This window comes from Clostridium collagenovorans DSM 3089 (assembly GCF_900130005.1).
GTDB lineage: Bacteria > Bacillota > Clostridia > Clostridiales > Clostridiaceae > Clostridium_D > Clostridium_D collagenovorans.
Window position 1 is genome coordinate 466,626 of sequence record NZ_FQXP01000003.1, and the last position, 20,538, is coordinate 487,163.

Genomic DNA, 20,538 nt, shown 5'->3' on the forward strand with positions numbered 1-20,538 from the left:
ATTTAGACTTAGTTTTAGCTAATGAAGTAATTAAAACTAAATATAAGAAATTGTAAAACTTTATATATAAACTTTAAAAATGAGACAATAATGAAACTGTGAATATATAAATTTTTATTGTTTTAATAATATGGTTTATAGGTTGATTATAATAAAGTACTTGAAATGGAGAAGTAGCGTATATGAATGAGGGATTTAATAAACAAGAAATAATTAAAAAATATCCTTTTATAGAAGAAGAAATTAAAAAAGAAAATATAGAGTGGAATAACTTAGAGAAAATTTACTATGATTTTAATAACTATAAAGAACTTTACAAGGTTCAAGCTGATTTTATAGCTAATACTTTGAGAAGTCATAAAAAGATACATTCTGTAAAAAGCAGAATTAAAAATTCAGAGGGCTTAGTAGAAAAGATAGTAAGAAAGACCAGAGATAGAAAAGGTAAATATGGAGATGATTTTTACTTTAATATTGAGAACTATAAGGTTGAAATTACAGACTTAATTGGCATAAGAGCTATTCATATATTTAAACAGGATTGGGAGGATATACATGAGTTTATTTTAAACACATGGAAGGTTATAGAGATAACTGCTAATGTAAGAGATGGAGATGATACTAAGAGATTTGAGGAACTTGATATAGCTATTAAGTCTAGAAAATCTGGATATAGATCTGTGCATTATTTAGTGGAGTTAAATTTTATACAAAGTGAACCTACCATAGCCGAAATACAGGTTAGAACTATTTTTGAAGAGGGTTATGGAGAAATTGATCATCAGTTAAGTTATTCTAACACTAAAATTCCAGATATATTAAAATCTAACTTGCTTTTATTTAATAGATTAGTTGGTAGTGCAGATGAGATGGCATCCTTGATTAATATGTTAAATAAAAACCTTATGGAGTTGGATAATGGATATAAGGGCATAGTAGAAGAAAAAGAAGAATATATAAAGTCCTTGGAAGAAAAGATAAAAAGGTTAGAGGAAAATATAGAGCATAAATCTAAGAATTAAACAAATAAAAATATTTTGAAAAATTTTTAATTTTATTTGACAAATAAAAAATAAAGGCATATAATAGCACTAACAAATGAAACACATAATGAAAGCTATGAAGAGAAAAAGTAAAATTTACTTGAACTTTTACAGAGAGTTCCCGGATGGTGAGAGGGGCAAAGGTAGTTTATTTGAATACATCTCAGAGCAGCACTCCGAAAGATAACAACCAGTAGGCAGATGTCGGTTCCTGCACCCGTTATAGTGCTAGAGTATAACCAATTTTGGCGTACTTGATAAGGTTGTTATGGTGACATAACGATAAACTAAGGTGGTAACACGGGAATATACACTCTCGTCCTTTTATAAGGACGAGAGTTTTTTATTTGCAAAAAAATAAGTTTTTGTTTATAGGAAAATTATTTTTAGGAGGCTTTTGGAGGTGAAAGTCTTTATTAGCAAAGATTTAATGTGTTTTAAAAATATATAAGGAGGTGAATCTTAGTAAATTTAATTTTACTAAGAAAGATTATGAAAAATATTGATGAACAAATCAGAATTATCATGAAAGGGGTGGATGAGTTAATAGGACTTGAGGATTTAAAAGAAAAATTAATAAAGGCTGAAAAAGATAATACTCAGTTAATAGTTAAATTAGGCCTAGATCCTAGTGCTCCAGATATCCATTTAGGTCATACGGTTGTTTTGAGAAAAATAAAACAATTACAAGACTTGGGTCATAGAGCTGTCATAATAATAGGGGATTTCACAGGTATGATAGGAGATCCAACAGGAAAATCAAAGGCGAGAAAGGCTTTATCAAAAGAGCAAGTTTTAGAAAATGCTAGAACCTACGAAAAACAAATCTTTAAGGTTTTGGATAGAGATAAGACAGAGGTTAGATTTAATAGTGAATGGCTTTCAGAACTAAAATTAGAAGAAGTTATTTCCTTAGCATCTACTATGACTGTTGCAAGAATGTTAGAAAGAGAAGATTTTAAAAAGAGATATGAAGGAAATATGCCAATAAGCATACATGAATTCTTCTACCCTTTAATGCAAGGTTACGATTCAGTTAAGATAAAAGCTGATATAGAGCTTGGTGGTACAGATCAAAGATTTAATGTATTAATGGGAAGAATGTTACAAAAGGAATTTGGTCAAGACAGTCAAGCTACAATTTTTATGCCTTTATTAGAGGGAACTGATGGTGTAGATAAAATGAGTAAAAGTTTAGGAAACTACATTGGAATAGATGAACCAGCAGAGGTTATGTACGAAAAATCTATGACTATTCCTGATGAATTGATTATAAAATACTTTGAATTAGTTACTGATATACATCCAGATGACTTAGATTTAATAAAAGAAAATTTAGCACAGGATAAGGTTAATCCTAGAGATATAAAAATGCAGTTAGCTAGAGAAATAGTAACTTTATACCATGGAAAAGAAGAAGCTCTTAAAGCTGAGGAAAGATTTATAACTGTATTCCAAAAGGGAAATATACCAGAGGATATATTAACAGTTGAATCTTCTAAAGAAGCTTTAGATATAGCAGGTATTTTAGTTGAAAATGAACTTGTTAAAAGTAAAAGTGATGCAAGAAGATTAGCAAGTCAAGGTGGTATAAAGGTTAATGATAAGAAAATTATAGATTTAGCTCATATAGAAGAAGCAGAAGAGTTAATTGTTCAAGTTGGGAAAAAGAAATTTATAAAAGTAGTATTGAAATAAAATATTATAAACTCATAAAATGGTAGGTGAGTCTATGGAAGATGGCTATTATTAGAAATCCTTAAGTGTTAAACTTAAGGATTTTTTTATTTTAAGTAATGAACTTAAATATCCTGAAAATAATAAATATCTTTTAATATAAGATAACTTAGAGTATTATTTAAATATATAGATATTATAGTAAAAGATAAAATTTAATATTGCTTAGGAAATAAATGGAAAGAAATGCCTTATTGAGATAATAATATAAATTAGAAAAAATACATAGAAACTGGAGAGATAAAAATGAGAAATTTTAAGATGATAATACAATACGATGGAAGTAGATATAAAGGATGGCAAAGACAAACAGGAAAGGATAAATTGCTTACTATTCAAGGTAAAATAGAAGATGTATTAAGTATAATGACAGGAGAAGAAATTGAAGTTATTGGGTGTGGAAGAACGGATAAGGGAGTCCATGCTGAAAGATACATTGCTAATTTTCAAAGTAGTACAGAAAAAGATACTAACTTTATCTTGAAGTATTTATATGAGTATTTACCAGAAGATATTGCTATAATCTCTATAGAAGAGGTAGATAAGAGATTTCATGCAAGGTATAATGTTAAGTCTAAAACTTATATGTATACTATAGATAATAATATGATGAGAAATGTATTTATTAGAAAGTTTGCTCTTCATTGCAATGATAATTTAAACATAGAAAATATGAAGAAAGCATCTAAAAGCTTATTAGGAACTCATGATTTTCAAAGCTTTACTACTTTTAAGGGTAATAAGTCCACTGTTAGAACCGTAGAAGAGATAAATTTAAAAGAGGACAATGGAATTATAAGTATAGTAATAAAGGGTGATGGATTCTTATGGAACATGGTAAGAATCATAGTTGGTACCTTAATAGAAGTAGGAAAAGGAAATATACAAATAGAAGAAGTTGATAAAATTTTAGAGAAAAAAGAAAGAGCACAAGCAGGTCCTATGGCTCCGGCAAAGGGATTAAAATTAATTGAGGTAAATTATTAAAAATAAAATCTTGTATTGATTTAAGAGATTTATTTAAAAGTGTAATTATGATAATGGAGTGCTAATACTATAATATATATTAAAATTTAAAAACCTATATTTAAAGTTGTTAAGTAGATTTATTCATGTGATAAAAATGTTAACTATTTAAATATAGGTTTATTTTTATGTGAATTTATGATGAAAATTATTTAAAAACGAAAAAAATATAGTGAAAAAAACAAAACGATTTCATGGATTTAAAGCTTTAAAGTTCGCAAGTATATCATAAAATATCTTTAAAGTATAAGAAAAATCTAGTTAAACTCTTTAGAAAATGAAAAAAATACGAACTATATAAGAATAATAAAAATCAACATTCGAAATTCTTCAAAAAACATCTTTAAATTTCAAAAAAACTATGGTATATTATACAAAATAACTTCTTTAGTAACAACTAAAGGATAATATGGAGTTTGGGGGAATGAATAATGAAAAAGACGGAATACGGTTTACCTACGGCCGTTGCGATGATAGTAGGAATTGTTATTGGGTCGGGAATATTCTTTAAAAGTGATAATATTCTTGTAGCAACAGAAGGAAGTATAAGTTTAGGGGTGCTAGTATTTTGTATAGCTGCAATAGGAATTATTTTTGGAAGCTTAAGTATTTCTGAATTGGCATCACGTACTTCAGAAGCTGGAGGAATTATAACTTATGGAGAATACTGTTATAATAAACCAATAGCTTGTTCATTAGGATGGTTTCATACTTTTTTATATTTTCCAACCTTAGTATCAGTAATTTCATGGGTTGCAGGTATATATACATGTATATTATTTAATATTGAAGCTACACTTGAGATTCAACTATTCATAGGAATTATAATTATGTTACTTTTATATACAGCTAATATTTTATCAGCTAGATTAGGTGGATACTTCCAGAATGCATCTACAATAATAAAGCTTATTCCATTAATATTAATAGCTATAGCTGGTATGATTTTTGGAGATGTTAGCACTATTTCTATTACAGATATCACTCAAATGAAATCTACAGGATGGATAGCAGCTATTGCACCTATTGCCTTCTCTTTTGATGGATGGATTATTGCTACATCAATAGGTCATGAAATTAAAGATCCTAAGAAAAACTTACCTAAGGCTCTTGTAATGGCACCATTATTTATACTTGCTATATATGTATTATACTTTGTAGGAATTAGTACTTATGTAGGACCAGAGCAGGTAATGGCTTTAGGTGATGAGCATGTATATGTTGCAGCAAATAATATATTTGGAGCTTTTGGAGCTAAACTTATATTAATCTTTGTAATTATATCTATAATGGGAACTATAAATGGACTTATTTTAGGTATGACAAGAATGCCTTACTCACTTGCTATTAGAAATATGTTCCCTAAGGCAGAAAAGGTATCAAAGGTAAATGAAAAGTTAGGAATGCCTGTTGTATCATCATTAATAGCTTTAGGTTTATGTTTACTATGGACAGTTGGACACTACGTAACTCAAAAGTTTGGATTATTACCAAACTCAGATATATCGGAAATATCTATTACAGTTAACTATGTATTATACATTTTATTATATGCTAAGGTATTTAAAATGGGAGTAAAGGGTGAAATAAAAGGATTATTTAGAGGAAAGATAAACCCTATATTAGCCACAATTGGATCCTTAATTATTTTAATTGGTAGCTTAAGCAATCCTTTATTCTTTATATATGCTGCAATTTGTGGTGTTGTTTTAATTGCAGGAGTATTATTCTGTAAGAAGAACCAAAACAAAATAAAGGAATTAATTTAAACCCTTCTATTTATTTTAGTTTAAGAAGTTATTGTATTATTGAATGTAAGTTCGTAATCAATAACTTCTTTTTAATTATATATATTCTAATGCACAACCTTTATTATATTTAGAGGTAATATCCATTATAGAATAAAGGCTACTATTATTAGAAATGTAGAATATTAATTAGAACTTAAATATAGTTCGCAAGCATTACTATATTTAGAATTAACTTTCCTTATAAAAGAAAGATAAATAGTAATGCAAATACAGAGCTTAATTAGAACTTATATAGAAAAACAAAAAAAATAAATATACGGCAAGCTCTCGTCATATAAATATTATGTATAGTATTTATAAGGAGAGATTTTTTATGAAAGTGAGTAAAGCTTTTGGAAACTTTGTTTTATGGGTTGCAATAGCAATAGCAATTAATGTTCTTATTTTTGTTTTAAGAGGAGAGAGGGCAGCAGTAGAATTTTTAGGTGGATACATAATTGAAATGAGCTTAAGTATGGATAATTTATTTTTATTTCTTATGGTATTTAATAGTTTTGGATTAAGTATGCATGCAGAGGCTAGAGTCTTAGATTATGGTATTTTTGTTGCAATGTTACTTAGAATGATATTTATTTTTTTAGGAGTAAAGGTTGTTAACGGTTTTCATTCTATATTATATATCTTTGGAATTATAATATTTATTAGTGCACTGAATATATTCTTTAAAAAGGATGAAGTTAAGGATTTTAGACAAAGTAAAATAATTAAAATACTTAAAAAAATAATTCCTTTTACTAATAATTTCGTAGGGGATAAGTTCTTTGTTAAAAATAGAAATAAGCTATATGCTACACCGCTTTTAGCAGTATTAATAATAATTGAATTATCCGATATAATGTTTGCAATAGATTCCATACCTGCTATATTTTCTATTACAACAGATCCAACCATAGTGTACGTGTCTAATATATGTGCAGTAATATGTTTGAGAAGCATGTATTTTTTACTTGCTAAATTAAATAATATGTTTAAATACGTTAAGTATGGGGTAGCTTTTATTCTTATGTTTACTGGAGTTAAGCTAATGGGATTATTTTTTAATTTATGTATATCAAATATAGCTTCAATTTTAATAATACTAATGATTCTACTTACGAGTATTTTAATTTCATTTATATTTGATTAAACTTTATAGATATGATTTGCAGAAAGGTAAATTTGTACATAAATATAAGTTTTATAGGTTTATGTTTTTAATTATATCTTTTATTAAGTAACGGAAAAAGTTAATGAAAGTATGTTATATAAGGACTTTCATTAACTTTAAATTTATATTTATTGTAATGTAAATTATAATTGAGATTATAATAAAATTTATAGTAAGCAAAGTTTATTATAAAAAATAGAAACTACATGTCCAATAATTAATAAATAAAGAACCTTGTTTTTATCTAAGGTATTATTAAGGTTTTAATAATACCTAGTATTTATAAATTAGTAATTAGAAAATTAATCTTCATAAATGCTGTAATAGTCATCTCCCCAGTATTTTGAGATGAATTCATCTCTACCAGATTTAGCACGATCTTTTTTATATTCATCTGAATGAGTTTTATAGAAGTTTTGATGATAATCTTCAGCATTAAAAAATGTGCTATAAGGGAGTATTCTAGTTACTACAGGTTTATCAAATCTACCAGAAGAATTTAAAGCTTCTTTAGAGGATTCAGCTAATTCTTTTTCTTCTTCGCAGTTATAAAAAATAGCTGCTCTATAAGAAGGTCCTCTGTCTTGAAATTGTCCCTCATCATCTGTAGGATCTATTTGCCTCCAAAAGGCATCTAATAATTTAGTATAATTTATAAGTTCAGGATCGTAAACTACCTCTATAGCTTCATAATGTCCTGATTCTTGAGCTTTTACTTGAGAATATGTAGGATTTTCTAAGTGCCCACCAACATAACCAGAAGTAACTTTTATAATACCCTCTAATACATCGAAGGGAGAAACCATACACCAGAAGCAACCGCCTGCAAAAACCGCTGTTTTGTAACTTTTATTTGCCATAATAATATCCTCCATATGTTTTTTTTATATTAACATGAAAAATAACTATTATTCAATAGTGTATTTAACTAATAAGAAATTATTGTTAGATTATATAGGGTTTTTACCATTGGAGTTTTTTCTAAGTTCCATGTCTTCCTTCATTTCTCTTTGAATGACTAAAGTCATAAGAGCTCTGAGTAAAAATATAGAGCCTAAAATCAATATTTCATTTAAACTTCTAATTAAAACTGTTTTTAAAATCTCGGCAGAAAGTTTAAACTCTAGTGCCATAGCCATGGAATTAGCAAATTGATATTTTATAGCATAAGAATCCATAAAAAATAAACCTTTAATATAATGAAAAAAAGCTTTGAAAGCTCCTATTGTTAAAACTATAATACCCATAATCTCTAATATGTGAACTATAATAGGTACAAATTTTGATATTACTTCTTCCATATAAAAACTTCTCCTTAATTGTAAATAATCAATAAGTAGTTTAACCAGTATAAAAAAATAAATTCTTAAGTTAAATAAGGTAAATTGTTTCATATTTTAAATAATATAAACTCTATTATTATCACATTGCATTATAGAGTAAACATAAGATAGAATTAATATAAAAAGAAGTTTATACTAAGTAAAAAATGGTAAAACTATATAATAGAAATACAGACATTAGGAGAGTATGAGTAATGAAGATAGGATTAGTTTTAGCTGGTGGAGGCGCTAGAGGAGCATATCAAGTTGGGGCTTGGAAGGCCTTAAAAGAACTTGGTATATATAAATATGTAGAAGTTATATCAGGAACTTCAGTGGGAGCATTGAATGCAGTTCTTTTCATGATAAATAATATAGAGTTTGCAGAGAATATATGGGGTGAAATAACAAAGGAAAAGATGTTACCTACAAATCATATAGAGTTAAGTTTTAGAGAGATATTATTAAAGCTAGGAATGAAAAAAGCAGCTTTTATTAAAAAATATATGCCAAGAATAATTTCAGGTGGAAATATTTCAAGGGAAAGTCTTAATCTTATAATGGAAAAAATAGATTTTAATATTGTAAAAGATAATGAGAAAACATGTTATGTAACTTGTACTCAAGTTCCTGAGTTAATACCTAAATATTTTAAATTAAATGAGTGTGATTTGGAAACCATAAAAAGAGTTTTGTGTGCAACCTCTGCAATACCTATGATATATGAATGTGAAAAGATTGATGAAGTACAGTATTTAGATGGAGGTATAGTTGATAATGTACCACTTCAAGTAGTATATGGAGAGCACTGTGATATTATAATTATAATTCATTTATCCAAGGAAAGTACAATAAATAAAAGAAATTTCCCCAATACTTCTATAATCGAGATTATACCAAGTATTATAGAAGAAGGAGATTTTGAAGGGACTTTAGAGTTTAATAAGGATATGAGTAAAAGAAGAATGAGAATAGGATATGAAGATACTATGAGTACTTTAATGCCATTGATGGAGCTTACAAGGTTTATAGATAAAGAAAAAGATAAAGAACAAAAAATAATAAGGAAAGAAAGAGAAAATTCATCCTTAGAGAATAAAAATAATAAGACAATAAAGGATTTTATTAAAGGTATTTTAAATAAATAAATTATGGGTTAATTCTTTCTTAATATAAGTGAAGTATTAAATATGGAAAACTACACAATATAAAGATATAAATTTTAAGAAGAGGTTGTAGTAATGGCATATATAAATTTTAAGGAAGAACGCTTTAAGTGTAAAGGACAATTAGAGAAAAGAAGAAAAAATAATAAGAAATTATTTCAAACTTTTACTGACGATCAAAGTATATTAAAAGAGTATAGTCCTTGGAATAGCTATAAGACAGAGGAAAATCAATGCTTTGGACATGATGGTATAGAAGATGAAAAGGATTATTATGAATTATGTAATAAGGATATAGTTTGTGTAAGGTTTTATAGGTGTAAATTTAATAATATAAAATTTACTAAATGTAACTTTATAGGATGTATTTTTGAAGAGTGTGAATTTAGTCATGGAGGAGTTGTTTTTGAAAATTGCACTTTTTTAAAGGAAAGTCATCAAGAGATACCTTCTTTAAATAAATATGACAATTTTTCCTGTGAATTCATAAACTGCAATTTGTATGTTAAGTTTTTGAATTCCAATTTAGCTTTTTGTATATTTGATAATTGCAATGTAGAAAATACTAATTTTGAACAAACTGACTTAAGCAATGTGATAATAGATGAAAGCTTTTTAAAAATGGTTATTATTATAGATAGCAACTTAACAGGAGCAAAGTTTCTAGCAACATATATTGAAGATTTAGAATTTAGAGATTTAGGAACAAGCAAGTTAGATGAAAAAAGTTTTTTTGATAAAATACCTATAAGAGAAAAAACTAAAGAGGAGTATGAAGGGTTATATATGGTTTATGAAACCATAGCTAATAAGTTCAAAGAAAACAATTTAACAAATAATTTCGGTGAGTACTACTACTTATGTAACGTAGTTAAGAGAAAAGTATTAAAACCTATTCCTAAGTTTACCTCATGGTTATACTTTGCTAGTTGTGGATATGGTGAACGTCCTGAATATGCTTTAATATTTTCAAGTTGTATTATTTTGATCTTTGCAGTAGCATTTTTATTTACGGGTATAGAAATAGATAATACATTAGTTCAGTACTCTACAACAGGACTTAGTGGTATTTCCTTTATTGAAATACTAAAACAATTTAATAATAGTGTAAATGCTAGTATAGCTATGTTTACTGGGGTAGGTAATGAATTTATTCAATCAAATCAAATAAACCTTATTTTAGAAAGTTTAGAAATGCTTTTGGGCGTTGTTATGATGGGTGTAGGTATTGGAGCACTAACAAGAAAGATAGTGAGATAATATAGAAGAAAATAGTGAAGTTGAATTAATAAATGATAGTTCTGATGAATACAATTGGGACTATCATTTTTTTATTTAAATTTATATTCTGTATTTAATATAAAATAGAACTTATTTTACTTATAAGTAATATTATGGAATATAGTGCTAAATAAATATAGCCATTTAAGTATTACCTTAGGGGGGTGACATACTATGGCTTCGATGGTAGAAGTAAAAGATTTAAACATGAATTTCTATACAATGGATGGAGAACTTCAAGTTTTGAAAGATGTAAACTTCACAGTTGAAGAAGGGGAAATTTTAGCTTTATTAGGCCCTTCAGGTAGTGGGAAATCGACATTGCTAAATATTTTAACTAAGCTTTTAAAACCAACCTCTGGAGATGTTGAGATTAAAGGGAAAATAGGTTATATGTTTCAAAGAGATCATCTTTTAGAATGGAGAACCATCATGGATAACATTACTATAGCCTTAGAAATACAAAAGAAATTAACAGATGAAGCTAAAGAAAAGATAGAAAGTTTATTAAAGGCCTATGATTTATGGGATTTTAGAAATAGATATCCAAGAGAATTATCTGGTGGTATGAGACAAAGAGTAGCTCTAATTAGAACCTTATCTATAAACCCAGATATTTTACTTTTAGATGAACCTTTTTCAGCCTTAGACTATCAAACTAGAATCTTAGTTAGTGATGATATAACTAAGATAATAAAGCGAGAAAGGAAAACAACAATTTTGGTTACCCATGATATTTCAGAAGCAATTTCTATGGGAGATAAAGTAGCAGTTTTATCAAAAAGACCTGCTAAAATAAAAAGCACTTATGATATAGAACTAACATTAAATGAAGAAAAAACACCTCTTTCTGCACGTAAAGCTCCAGAATTTAAGGATTATTTTGATTTACTATGGAAAGATTTAGATGTTTATAATAAGGAAGAGAAAAATGAAGGATAAAAAATCAATACAAAGTTTTAAAGAATTTCTAAAGTGTAAAAAGAGGGAAAAAAGAAAGGTTTTCTTTTGGCAAATATTTATATTAATAGCTTTTTTAGCTTTGTGGGAAGTGTTTGCACGAATTGGTGTTATTGATACCTTTTTATTTAGTAAACCATCAGATATAGTTAATCTATTTATAGGATATTTATCAAATGGAGAGATTTTTAGACATATAGGCATATCTGTTTGGGAAACAATCCTAGGGTTTACTATAGGTACTGTAATAGGAATAATTGTAGCTATATCACTTTGGTGGTCTAAGCTTGTGGCTAAAATCCTAGATCCATTCTTAGTAGTATTAAATGCCTTACCTAAAACTGCATTGGCTCCTATTATTATAGTTTGGGTTGGAGCAGGAGTAAAGGGTATAGTAGTAATAGCTGTGACCATATCTGTAGTTACAACAATTTTATCTGCATATAATTACTTTATCAATGTAGATGAAGAGAAAGTTAAAATGCTAAGAAGCTTTGGAGCTAATAAAAGACAGATATTAACCAAATTAATCTTACCAGCCAATATAGGAAATATAATAAATATAATAAAGATTAATATAGGGATGTCTTGGGTTGGTGTAATAGTTGGTGAATTCTTAGTTTCTAGATATGGTATAGGATATTTGATTGTGTATGGTGGTCAAGTATTTAGATTAGATTTAGTCATGATGGGAGTAGTAGTACTAGCAGTATGTGCTCTTGTAATGTACGAAATTGTAAACATTATAGAAAAAATATATAAGTCTAAAAACAATGTTGATAACAATTAAAAATACAAAATTATGGTGGTGAGAATATGAATAAGATAAAAAAAATAATACCATTGTTAGCTACCTTATTGGTAGTGCCAATGATATTTACAGGATGTAATAAGAAGAGTGGAGAGCTAACTAAAGTAAAATTAGCAGAGGTTACTCACTCTGTGTTTTATGCCCCTCAATATGTGGCAATGAGTCAAGGTTTCTTTAAGGAAGAAGGATTAGATATAGAGCTTATGGCAGCGCAGGGAGCAGATAAGACTATGGCGGCTTTAGTTTCAGGAGAAGTAGATATTGGATTAATGGGACCTGAAGCTTCTATATATGTATTCAATAAAGGAAGCAAAGATTATGCTGTTAACTTTGCTCAACTTACTAAAAGAGATGGTAGCTTCTTAGTATCAAGAAAAGATGAAAAGAACTTTAAAATTGAAGATTTAGCAGGTAAGGAAATTTTAGGTGGAAGAAAAGGTGGAGTTCCTGAAATGACCTTAGAATATGTTATAAAAAATAAGGGTGTTAAAATAGGTGAAAATACAGCAAGTGGAGAAGCTAATGTAAGAACTGACGTACAATTTAATGTTATGGCAGGTTCCTTTGTTGCTGGTGAAGGGGATTATGTTACTTTATTTGAACCAGCTGCAACAGCAATGGAAAAACAAAAAAATGGCTATATAGTTGCTTCTATAGGAGAGGAATCAGGAGAAATACCTTACACAGCATATAGTGCTACAAATAAATATATGAAAGATCATGAAGAGATAGTTCAAAAGTTCACTAATGCTATTTATAAAGGTCAACTATATGTTAAAAATCATAGTTCAAAAGAAATAGCTGAAGCAATAGCACCATATTTTACTGAAATAAGTAAAGAAGATTTGGTAACTGTAGTTCAAAGATACAAGGATATAGATGCTTGGTGTGATAACCCTGTATTAAAGGAAGATAGTTTAAATCATCTAATGGATGTTATAGATACAGCAGGGGAATTAGATAAGAGACAAAATTATAATGATATAGTAACAACAAAATTTGCAGAAAAAACTATGCAAAATGTTAAATAGAAAGAAAATATAAAAGATAAATTTGTATTTAAGTATAGATTAAGAAATATTAAAAAAAGTTCTTCTGAACATTAAGTTTAAAACTTATATAAATAGTAGAAGAGGGAAAATAAAACTTAAGCATTAATATGAGAAAAAGTAAGGTGTAATCAAAACATATGATTACACCTTGTTTAAGTTGCAGCTAAGAGTTTTTAATTGAATCATGATCCCAAATAAATAATTGCTCAGAATTATTTAAAGAACTAAAAAGACTTTTCTTAAAGCCTGGAATCTTAGTATTTAAATCCTTAATAAGAATTTTCATATCCTCACGTTTAGTTTTTCCATTTACGGGACAAGGATTTTGAATTACAGGAAAATTATAATCTTTAACGGCGCGTTTTATTTCATGTTCCTCGATATATACCATAGGTCGAATTAAGGTTATATCGTTTTTATGCATATAACTTTTAGGGGAAAAACAATTTATTCTTCCTTCATAGCATAAAGAAAGCATGAAGGTTTCCAAAGCATCATCTTTATGATGTCCTAAGGCAACCTTTGTACAACCTAATTTTTTAGCGTGATCATTCAAGGCTCCTCTACGTAGGTTAGCACAAAGAGAACAAGGATTTTTTTCATTACGCTTTTCAAATACAATATCTATAATATTAGTTTCTATTTCATAAAATGGTACATCTAATTCTTCGCATAAGGTTCTTAAAGGGGAAAAATCAGCTCCAGCTCCAGGATTTAATGTTATGGCTATTAAATCAAATTTTTCAGGGGAAAATTGTTGATATCGTTTTAATATATGTAAAAGTGTTAAACTATCCTTTCCACCAGAAAGACCAAGAGCTATTTTATCATTTTCTTCTATTAAATTAAATTCTTTTATAGCTTGACGAGCTTTGCTTAAAAGTTTTTGCATTTGTTTCCTCCATAAAATATAAAAATAAATATATGTATATAATATAGTAACAACAGTGAAATATCCACATTATTATTGTAGATAATGAAATTATATAAAACAATGAGTAGGTAGTTTATAGTTTTTTGTCAAAGAATATGTTTATATCTAATCTTGATATTTGTAGAAATAAGTTTGAAATTTATAAATAGAAAGCATGATAATCTATAGAAAGTATGATTAATTAAAAATTAAAAGAATAAATGGAATAGTAACTTATGTTACGTAACTTAAAGAGATTATGAATTATAATATGAGTATAAATTTAAAGTTAAGGAGTGATATAAATGAGTAAAGAATTAATTAAAAATATAGATTTTAGAAAAGTTTTAGAGATGGAGTCTTTAGTTGATTATCAAGAGGGAAGAGTTATAAGTAGAACTTTAGCACAGGGTAGAACTATGAGTATGACTTTATTTGCTTTTGATAAAGGGGAAGAAATAAGTACACATAGTGCAGGAGGAGATGCTTTAGTTTATATTTTAGATGGAGAAGCTGAGATAAGTATTGGAGAAGAAACCTTTATAGTTAAGAAAGGAGAAACTATAGTTATGCCAGCTAATGTTCCTCATAGTTTATTTGCTATAGAAAGATTTAAAATGCAATTAGTAGTAATATTTGATTTAGGAACAGTTTCAAGAGCAAATTTAAAGCTTAATAAATAATATAACTAAGTACCAGTTGTTTCTTGTAATAAAAATTTCATTTAAGAGAAAAGATATATTTAAGTGAGGTGATTATTATGGGAAATAAAATGAAAAAATCAAAGACAGATACTCATAAACATATAAATCATGATCCAAGAGTTGAGAGTGCAAAGGCTGTATTTAATGATGGAACAGCAAAAAAATCTAAAACAGCAGATAAAGAATAATTAAAGTTAAGGCTTTCACATAAGCAAAATATATGCATAATGTGAAAGCCTCTTTAATTGTATATTTTATAAAAGTCTTTATTTCAAAAGCTTAGTTTTTAACGTCTTGTTTATTAAATACTATAAAAGAAGTTAATATAAATATAATAGATAATACTACTAATTCTATAGCGCCTACATTCGGTAATAAATCTATTCCATAGTTTTGAGCAAAGGATGACACAGTATAAGAACCAGGTAAAACACTTGATAAATTAATATAAGGTAGTGGAGTATAAGCTATCCACGTTACTTTAAATTGTGCCATAAATACAGAGATTGGTAGTCCCGCTAAGTATAAGAACATAGTTCCTCCAACAGCTAAAGCAGTATTTTTTACTATAGTAGATATAGCAAAGGATAGACTGATAGCAAATATTAAGCTTATACTAGCAAATAATAAAGTAGGCATAAAATAACTAAAGAAACTTTGTTCCACAATAGCGTTATTAGCATAGCTTAAGATTGGTGTAGATAGGCTATTAAAGCCGTAAGCTATTCCACTACTTAAGGTAGTTAAAGCTACGCATAAAAATAATAATACATATCCACTTAAAAGTACAAGTAATAATTTAGAAAGTAGTAATTTCCATCTACAAACTGGTCTTAATATAAGAAGTCTAATAGTTCCCTTAGAATATTCACTTGATACAATATTACCTGCAATCATTACACATAAGAAAACAACAGCAGAAACGTATATAATATAAATGGAATTAATAGTATTTTTAGCATCCTTAGCAAAACCTAATTGAGGCATATTATTATTTAAACTATACCAATTTAATTCAATTTGTTCTTTGTTTTTTTGAACACGGTTTTTATGATTTTCTAAATATTTTTCATAAGTTAAACCATTTTGTATTTCATATGCATAGTTGCTTTTAAATTCCTCCTCTAAAGCAGGAAGTTCATATTTAGCAGATGAACAATAAACTATGTTGCTTAAGGTAGCGTCTCTCCAATCATTTCTATCAGGAGATACATCATGATCTTGTCTAAATTTAATTATTTTTATTAATTCTTCTTGCATAGAAACTTGATTTTTAGTTGTTTCTACATTTCTAGCTAAAGAGCTATTTTTAGGATCCTTCTTTAGTTCATCTTCAGCTGATTTAAGAGAAGTCTTAAGGTCCCCTAAAGTTTTATTATAAGAATCAGCAGAAGTTTTTAAGTAAGATTTATAGTCATTGTTTTTTATGTTTTCGTATAATCTATTGGAATCTTTTTCAAATTCACTTTTTTTTGCTTTTAATTCTTCATTACTTAACTGAGATAATTCCATTAATTCTTCAGGTTGAGCCAAATAAACAAATTTTGTAATATCACTTACGCTATGTTTTTCAATTAAAGCATTAATAGCAAAAGCCATGTTTTCTTTAGTAAAGGCAGCATCTGCAACCTCACTACGCCAATTATTATAATTAATATCATTATCAATTAAAAAGTTATTATATTTTACATTAAGCTCATTAAATTTTAAATTTAACTTTGATAGATTATCAGTTTTGCTTTTAAGTGAAGATATTTCACTTTCATAAAAAGAAATTTGATGTCTATAGTTATCTAAATGATAATTAGAGCTAAATTCTCTATTTTCCATATATTTAAATAAGAATGGCATACAAACAGCAAACAATAATAGTAAGGCAGTAAGAACTACGATACTTATTTTCTTGTATTGCTTTGTAAATTCATTTCTCATAAGATTTTTAAATTTACTCATTTAAAACACTCCCTTAATTAAGATATTTGATGATTAGCACTTTTTGTTATTTCCATGAATTTTTCTTCTAAGCTTGCGGAAGCATGAGAAATTTCATAAACATCTATGCTATTTATTACTAGTGATTTGTTTATTTTAGCTATATCGGTTTTAGAAACACTTAACTGTAATTTATTTTTATGTGTACTTATATTTAAATCCTTTATAAGTCCTTTAATTATATCGACAGACTCCTCTACATCACTAACTTCTATAGTGTAATTTATGATGTCATCAGACTTAGAGTTTGTAAGTTCATTTAAGGATTTAACATCTATTATTTTACCGTTATCTATAATACCGAATCTATCACACATAAGTTCCATTTCACTTAAAAGATGACTAGAAACTAATACTGCTAAACCTTCTGTTTTAGCAAGAGTTTTAAGATTATCACGTAGTTCTTTAATACCAGCAGGATCTAATCCGTTTGTAGGTTCATCTAAAATAAGAAGCTTAGGTTTATGAAGTAAGGCTTGAGCTACCCCTAAACGTTGACGCATACCTAAGGAATATTTTCTTACCTTTTCATCAATACGATTATTTAACTTAACCATATCAATTACTTCATCTATTCGCTCCTTAGATATATCTCCGTGCATACGACCAAAAATCTCTAAGTTTGTTCTACCAGTTAAATATCCGTACATTTCAGGATTTTCTATTATACCACCTACATTAGATAGGGCAGCTTCATAATCTGTTTTTACATTCTTACCACAAATTAATATCTCACCTTCATCAATTTTAAGTAATCCTGTTATCATTTTAATTGTAGTTGTTTTACCAGCACCATTAGGGCCTAAGAAACCGAAAATCTCACCTTCCATTACTGAAAAAGAAAGATTATCAATTATTTTTCGTTTGCCAATTGTTTTACTAATATTTTTCAATTCTAAAACTGTGGACATATCTTCACCTCATTTGATTTAATTAACTTGTTTTTTTCATTATACAAGAGAAAATATTATAATAAAATATAGAATGGACAAATATATGGTAATTTTAATAAAGATTCACTGTGATGTAAGGGTATTATAAGAAATATTTAAGGGTATTAAGAAAGTCGTAAGAATTTATATGTATTTTATGTACATTTCATAAAGATCCAACTTAAGAAGTAAATAAAACTAACTCTAAATGTAGTTTTTGAAAAGAAAGTTAACATATATAATATAAAGTAAGCTTTGTATCGGTACACTTGATTTTTATACTTTCTATGATATATTTTAAAGATAGAGGAAATTTTAACCTTAAGTTAAAGAGATATTTCTTAAGGATAAATATAGTGATTTTAGTAATAGACACTTGGAGGATACGTATGAATTCGAAAATAAAGAGAGTTGTAGCTATTAATGATATGTCTGGTTTAGGAAAATGTTCATTAACTGTTGCAATTCCAATATTAGCAACATTAGGGTTACAAACATGCCCTTTTCCAACGGCAATACTTTCTTGTCAGACAGGCTATCCTAAATATACATTTTTTGATTTTACGGATGAGATGATAAAATATGAAAAGTGTTGGGAGGAACTTCATAGTAAGTTTAATTGTATTTATTCGGGATTTTTAGGATCAGAAAGGCAAATAGATATTGTTGCTAACTTTATACAAAAGCATAAGGAAGCTATGATTTTTGTAGATCCTGTAATGGGTGATAATGGAGAAATATATGGTACTTATAATGATGAGATGTGCTATAAAATGAAAGAACTAGTTAAAATAGCGGATATTGTTACGCCTAATCTTACTGAGGCATGTATTTTAACAGGATTAAATTATGAGAATATAAAAGAGTTAAGTTTAGAAGATATAAAATCTATAGCAATGGATATAGGAAATATGGGACCTGAAAAAATTGTTATAACAGGAATTGTAAAAGAAAATATAGTTCATAATTTAGCTTATGATAAAGAAAAGGATGAAATTTTTATTACTGAAGCTAAATATAATCAAAGATCTTATAGTGGAACAGGAGATATATTTTCTTCAATAGTTTGTGGTATGACTGTGAGGGGAATTGATTTTACTGTAGCTGTACAAAAGGCTAGTAACTTTATAGAAGAAGCTATAGATTACACTGATAAATTTGATATTCCTGGAAGAGAGGGAATATGTTATGAGTTTTTCTTAAAGGAGCTGATAATTAATGAATAAGGATAAGAAAACTAAAAATTTAGTTTTATCGGCTTTGTTTGCGGCTATGGTTTGCTTAACTACAGCGTATCTTTTTCATATACCAACAGTAAATGGAGGATATATACATTTAGGCGATACCTTTATATACTTAGCTGCATGTATCTTACCTATGCCTTATGCTATGATTGCAGCAGCTTTAGGAGCTGGTATGGCAGATATGCTCTCAGGTGCAATGATATGGATAATTCCTACAGTTATAATTAAACCTATTTTAGTTACATTTTTTACATCTAAATGTGAAAAATTTTTATGTACTAAAAATATAATTGCAGTTTTTTTAGCTGGAATAACTGGAGTCTTAGGATATTATATAGCCTCTGTAATAATAACAGGTAACTTTTTAGCGCCGTTAGCTACTTTAATTATGGATTTTATTCAACCTATAGGAAGTGGAGTTGTTTTTATTACATGTGCTTATATATTAGATAAAATTAAATTTAAAAGTAGAGTATTAAATAAACAATAATATTTGGGGGAATAATAATGATAATTTTATATGAAATAGAAAAAAGTCTTTATGTGAATATTACTAATCGTTGTCCATGTAATTGTACATTTTGTTTGAGGAATGAGGGCGATGAAGTAAATGGAAGTGGAAGTTTGTGGCTTGAAAGAGAGCCAAGCCTTGAGGAAATATTAAATGACTTTAAGAAACATGATTTATCTAAGTATTCAGAAGTTGTATTTTGTGGATATGGAGAACCATTGGAACGTATAGAAGAAGTAATTGAGATTTCTAAATATATAAAATCTATAAGTCCTATAAAAATTAGAATTAATACAAATGGATTAGGTGATCTTATTCATAAGAAAAATACAGCTAAAATGCTTGAGAATATTGTTGATGAAGTGTCTATAAGCTTGAATGCACCTTCTAAGGAAGAGTATTTTGAACTGTGTAAGCCTAAATTTGGAATTGAATCCTTTGAAAGTTTACTTTCTTTTGCAAAGGAAGCTAAAAAGTATGTAAAAGAAGTTCAGTTTTCAATAGTAGATGATATAAGTAAGGATCAAATAGAAAGATGTAAAACTTTAACTAAATCCTTGGAAATACCTTTAAGAATAAGAGAAAAACAATAAATCTTTAAATAATATACTAGGATAAAAAATCTCCTTAAGAGAATACTAGATTTATAAATTTATTATTCTAAAATGAAAAGGAGGACATTATGCACAATAATAAAAATAGACTAAAAGATAGAGATAAAACAAATGCAGAATTAAGAAAAATGCATCCAAAGGACAATTCAGATTTAGGTATAATAAATGGAGTTAAGGTGGGTGCTTATGCTCAGAATAAGAGAAATGATAAAACCTATGAGTGGGTTAATGATCAATCTTTAAAATAATAATAATTAAACTATTGCGCAAAA

The 20,538-nt window shown here is 27.6% G+C and carries 21 protein-coding genes and 1 other annotated feature; of the genes, 16 read left to right on the plus strand and 5 right to left on the minus strand.

Annotation, left to right across the window (positions count from 1 at the left end):
* Positions 1-182: 182 nt before the first annotated feature.
* From BUA48_RS02275 to BUA48_RS02295, 5 genes are all read left to right on the plus strand, one after another.
* A complete protein-coding gene (locus BUA48_RS02275) occupies positions 183-1,022 on the plus strand; it encodes a RelA/SpoT domain-containing protein (RefSeq protein ID WP_072829647.1) in 840 nt (279 codons plus the stop codon).
* 88 nt (positions 1,023-1,110) lie between these two features.
* Positions 1,111-1,370 (plus strand) — a binding site (T-box leader).
* Between the two features lie 165 nt (positions 1,371-1,535).
* Complete coding sequence (tyrS, locus tag BUA48_RS02280; RefSeq protein WP_072829649.1) at positions 1,536-2,741, plus strand: tyrosine--tRNA ligase; 1,206 nt, start codon at positions 1,536-1,538, stop codon at positions 2,739-2,741.
* A gap of 285 nt (positions 2,742-3,026) precedes the next feature.
* Positions 3,027-3,767, plus strand: a complete 741-nt coding sequence (gene truA / locus BUA48_RS02285; RefSeq protein ID WP_072829651.1) for a tRNA pseudouridine(38-40) synthase TruA — start codon at positions 3,027-3,029, stop codon at positions 3,765-3,767.
* A 470-nt stretch (positions 3,768-4,237) separates the two neighbouring features.
* Positions 4,238-5,575, plus strand: coding sequence for an APC family permease (locus tag BUA48_RS02290; protein ID WP_072829653.1), 1,338 nt, complete (start codon positions 4,238-4,240; stop codon positions 5,573-5,575).
* 355 nt (positions 5,576-5,930) lie between these two features.
* A complete protein-coding gene (locus tag BUA48_RS02295) occupies positions 5,931-6,743 on the plus strand; it encodes a TerC/Alx family metal homeostasis membrane protein (protein ID WP_072829655.1) in 813 nt (270 codons plus the stop codon).
* A gap of 323 nt (positions 6,744-7,066) precedes the next feature.
* Here the strand turns inward: BUA48_RS02295 and msrA are convergent, their stop codons facing one another.
* Positions 7,067-7,624, minus strand: a complete 558-nt coding sequence (msrA, locus tag BUA48_RS02300) for a peptide-methionine (S)-S-oxide reductase MsrA (RefSeq protein ID WP_072829657.1) — start codon at positions 7,622-7,624, stop codon at positions 7,067-7,069.
* Between the two features lie 90 nt (positions 7,625-7,714).
* The gene (locus BUA48_RS02305) at positions 7,715-8,065 is read right to left on the minus strand and encodes a DUF1622 domain-containing protein (RefSeq protein WP_072829659.1); all 351 of its coding nucleotides are present in this window, start codon (positions 8,063-8,065) and stop codon (positions 7,715-7,717) included.
* 236 nt (positions 8,066-8,301) lie between these two features.
* On the opposite strand from BUA48_RS02305, the gene BUA48_RS02310 reads away from it, so the two are divergent.
* From BUA48_RS02310 to BUA48_RS02330, 5 genes are all read left to right on the plus strand, one after another.
* Positions 8,302-9,234, plus strand: coding sequence for a patatin-like phospholipase family protein (locus BUA48_RS02310; protein ID WP_072829661.1), 933 nt, complete (start codon positions 8,302-8,304; stop codon positions 9,232-9,234).
* A 93-nt stretch (positions 9,235-9,327) separates the two neighbouring features.
* On the plus strand, positions 9,328-10,512 hold the full coding sequence (locus BUA48_RS02315; protein WP_072829663.1) for a pentapeptide repeat-containing protein: 1,185 nt from the start codon (positions 9,328-9,330) through the stop codon (positions 10,510-10,512).
* Positions 10,513-10,707: 195 nt separating this feature from the next.
* Positions 10,708-11,475, plus strand: coding sequence for an ABC transporter ATP-binding protein (locus BUA48_RS02320; RefSeq protein WP_072829665.1), 768 nt, complete (start codon positions 10,708-10,710; stop codon positions 11,473-11,475).
* Entirely contained in the window at positions 11,465-12,283 is an 819-nt protein-coding gene (locus BUA48_RS02325; RefSeq protein WP_072829667.1) for an ABC transporter permease, read from the plus strand. The genes BUA48_RS02320 and BUA48_RS02325 overlap by 11 nt, the downstream gene beginning before the upstream one ends.
* A 26-nt stretch (positions 12,284-12,309) precedes the next feature.
* The gene (locus BUA48_RS02330) at positions 12,310-13,335 is read left to right on the plus strand and encodes an ABC transporter substrate-binding protein (protein ID WP_072829669.1); all 1,026 of its coding nucleotides are present in this window, start codon (positions 12,310-12,312) and stop codon (positions 13,333-13,335) included.
* A 184-nt stretch (positions 13,336-13,519) separates the two neighbouring features.
* On the opposite strand, the gene BUA48_RS02335 is transcribed toward BUA48_RS02330, so the two are convergent.
* On the minus strand, positions 13,520-14,248 hold the full coding sequence (locus BUA48_RS02335; RefSeq protein WP_072829671.1) for a tRNA 2-thiocytidine biosynthesis TtcA family protein: 729 nt from the start codon (positions 14,246-14,248) through the stop codon (positions 13,520-13,522).
* 326 nt (positions 14,249-14,574) lie between these two features.
* Here BUA48_RS02335 and BUA48_RS02340 point away from each other — a divergent pair, with 326 nt between their 5' ends.
* Together BUA48_RS02340 and BUA48_RS15875 are read left to right on the plus strand one after the other, a co-directional pair.
* Positions 14,575-14,952 (plus strand): cupin domain-containing protein, encoded by a 378-nt coding sequence (locus BUA48_RS02340; RefSeq protein WP_072829673.1) that lies wholly within the window; start codon positions 14,575-14,577, stop codon positions 14,950-14,952.
* Between the two features lie 77 nt (positions 14,953-15,029).
* Complete coding sequence (locus tag BUA48_RS15875; RefSeq protein ID WP_278336829.1) at positions 15,030-15,161, plus strand: CPC_1213 family protein; 132 nt, start codon at positions 15,030-15,032, stop codon at positions 15,159-15,161.
* Between the two features lie 91 nt (positions 15,162-15,252).
* Here the strand turns inward: BUA48_RS15875 and BUA48_RS02345 are convergent, their stop codons facing one another.
* Positions 15,253-16,926, minus strand: a complete 1,674-nt coding sequence (locus BUA48_RS02345; protein ID WP_072829675.1) for an ABC transporter permease — start codon at positions 16,924-16,926, stop codon at positions 15,253-15,255.
* A gap of 17 nt (positions 16,927-16,943) precedes the next feature.
* The gene (locus tag BUA48_RS02350) at positions 16,944-17,876 is read right to left on the minus strand and encodes an ABC transporter ATP-binding protein (RefSeq protein ID WP_072829678.1); all 933 of its coding nucleotides are present in this window, start codon (positions 17,874-17,876) and stop codon (positions 16,944-16,946) included.
* Between the two features lie 410 nt (positions 17,877-18,286).
* Between BUA48_RS02350 and BUA48_RS02355 the strand changes: the two genes are divergently transcribed.
* The 4 genes from BUA48_RS02355 (at position 18,287) to BUA48_RS02370 (ending at position 20,514) form a co-directional block, all read left to right on the plus strand.
* Entirely contained in the window at positions 18,287-19,123 is an 837-nt protein-coding gene (locus BUA48_RS02355) for a pyridoxamine kinase (protein WP_072829680.1), read from the plus strand.
* Entirely contained in the window at positions 19,116-19,631 is a 516-nt protein-coding gene (locus BUA48_RS02360; protein ID WP_072829682.1) for a TIGR04002 family protein, read from the plus strand. The genes BUA48_RS02355 and BUA48_RS02360 overlap by 8 nt, the downstream gene beginning before the upstream one ends.
* Before the next feature lie 17 nt (positions 19,632-19,648).
* Positions 19,649-20,245: a TIGR04100 family radical SAM protein gene (locus tag BUA48_RS02365; RefSeq protein WP_072829684.1), complete on the plus strand. Its 597-nt coding sequence runs from the start codon at positions 19,649-19,651 to the stop codon at positions 20,243-20,245.
* A gap of 89 nt (positions 20,246-20,334) precedes the next feature.
* The gene (locus BUA48_RS02370) at positions 20,335-20,514 is read left to right on the plus strand and encodes a hypothetical protein (protein ID WP_072829686.1); all 180 of its coding nucleotides are present in this window, start codon (positions 20,335-20,337) and stop codon (positions 20,512-20,514) included.
* Positions 20,515-20,538 lie beyond the last annotated feature (24 nt).

Excerpts from the sequence above, each read along its gene's own strand:
- BUA48_RS02365 (WP_072829684.1), top strand. The coding sequence starts at position 19,649 with ATGATAATTTTATATGAAATAGAAAAAAGTCTTTATGTGAATATTACT.
- BUA48_RS02350 (WP_072829678.1), bottom strand. The coding sequence starts at position 17,876 with ATGTCCACAGTTTTAGAATTGAAAAATATTAGTAAAACAATTGGCAAA.
- BUA48_RS02335 (WP_072829671.1), bottom strand. The coding sequence starts at position 14,248 with ATGCAAAAACTTTTAAGCAAAGCTCGTCAAGCTATAAAAGAATTTAAT.
- BUA48_RS02315 (WP_072829663.1), top strand. The coding sequence starts at position 9,328 with ATGGCATATATAAATTTTAAGGAAGAACGCTTTAAGTGTAAAGGACAA.
- BUA48_RS02345 (WP_072829675.1), bottom strand. The coding sequence starts at position 16,926 with ATGAGTAAATTTAAAAATCTTATGAGAAATGAATTTACAAAGCAATAC.
- BUA48_RS02295 (WP_072829655.1), top strand. The coding sequence starts at position 5,931 with ATGAAAGTGAGTAAAGCTTTTGGAAACTTTGTTTTATGGGTTGCAATA.
- BUA48_RS02305 (WP_072829659.1), bottom strand. The coding sequence starts at position 8,065 with ATGGAAGAAGTAATATCAAAATTTGTACCTATTATAGTTCACATATTA.
- BUA48_RS02325 (WP_072829667.1), top strand. The coding sequence starts at position 11,465 with ATGAAGGATAAAAAATCAATACAAAGTTTTAAAGAATTTCTAAAGTGT.
- BUA48_RS02320 (WP_072829665.1), top strand. The coding sequence starts at position 10,708 with ATGGCTTCGATGGTAGAAGTAAAAGATTTAAACATGAATTTCTATACA.
- BUA48_RS02340 (WP_072829673.1), top strand. The coding sequence starts at position 14,575 with ATGAGTAAAGAATTAATTAAAAATATAGATTTTAGAAAAGTTTTAGAG.
- tyrS (WP_072829649.1), top strand. The coding sequence starts at position 1,536 with ATGAAAAATATTGATGAACAAATCAGAATTATCATGAAAGGGGTGGAT.
- BUA48_RS02355 (WP_072829680.1), top strand. The coding sequence starts at position 18,287 with ATGAATTCGAAAATAAAGAGAGTTGTAGCTATTAATGATATGTCTGGT.
- BUA48_RS02275 (WP_072829647.1), top strand. The coding sequence starts at position 183 with ATGAATGAGGGATTTAATAAACAAGAAATAATTAAAAAATATCCTTTT.
- BUA48_RS02290 (WP_072829653.1), top strand. The coding sequence starts at position 4,238 with ATGAAAAAGACGGAATACGGTTTACCTACGGCCGTTGCGATGATAGTA.
- BUA48_RS15875 (WP_278336829.1), top strand. The coding sequence starts at position 15,030 with ATGGGAAATAAAATGAAAAAATCAAAGACAGATACTCATAAACATATA.
- BUA48_RS02310 (WP_072829661.1), top strand. The coding sequence starts at position 8,302 with ATGAAGATAGGATTAGTTTTAGCTGGTGGAGGCGCTAGAGGAGCATAT.
- truA (WP_072829651.1), top strand. The coding sequence starts at position 3,027 with ATGAGAAATTTTAAGATGATAATACAATACGATGGAAGTAGATATAAA.
- BUA48_RS02360 (WP_072829682.1), top strand. The coding sequence starts at position 19,116 with ATGAATAAGGATAAGAAAACTAAAAATTTAGTTTTATCGGCTTTGTTT.
- BUA48_RS02330 (WP_072829669.1), top strand. The coding sequence starts at position 12,310 with ATGAATAAGATAAAAAAAATAATACCATTGTTAGCTACCTTATTGGTA.
- BUA48_RS02370 (WP_072829686.1), top strand. The coding sequence starts at position 20,335 with ATGCACAATAATAAAAATAGACTAAAAGATAGAGATAAAACAAATGCA.
- msrA (WP_072829657.1), bottom strand. The coding sequence starts at position 7,624 with ATGGCAAATAAAAGTTACAAAACAGCGGTTTTTGCAGGCGGTTGCTTC.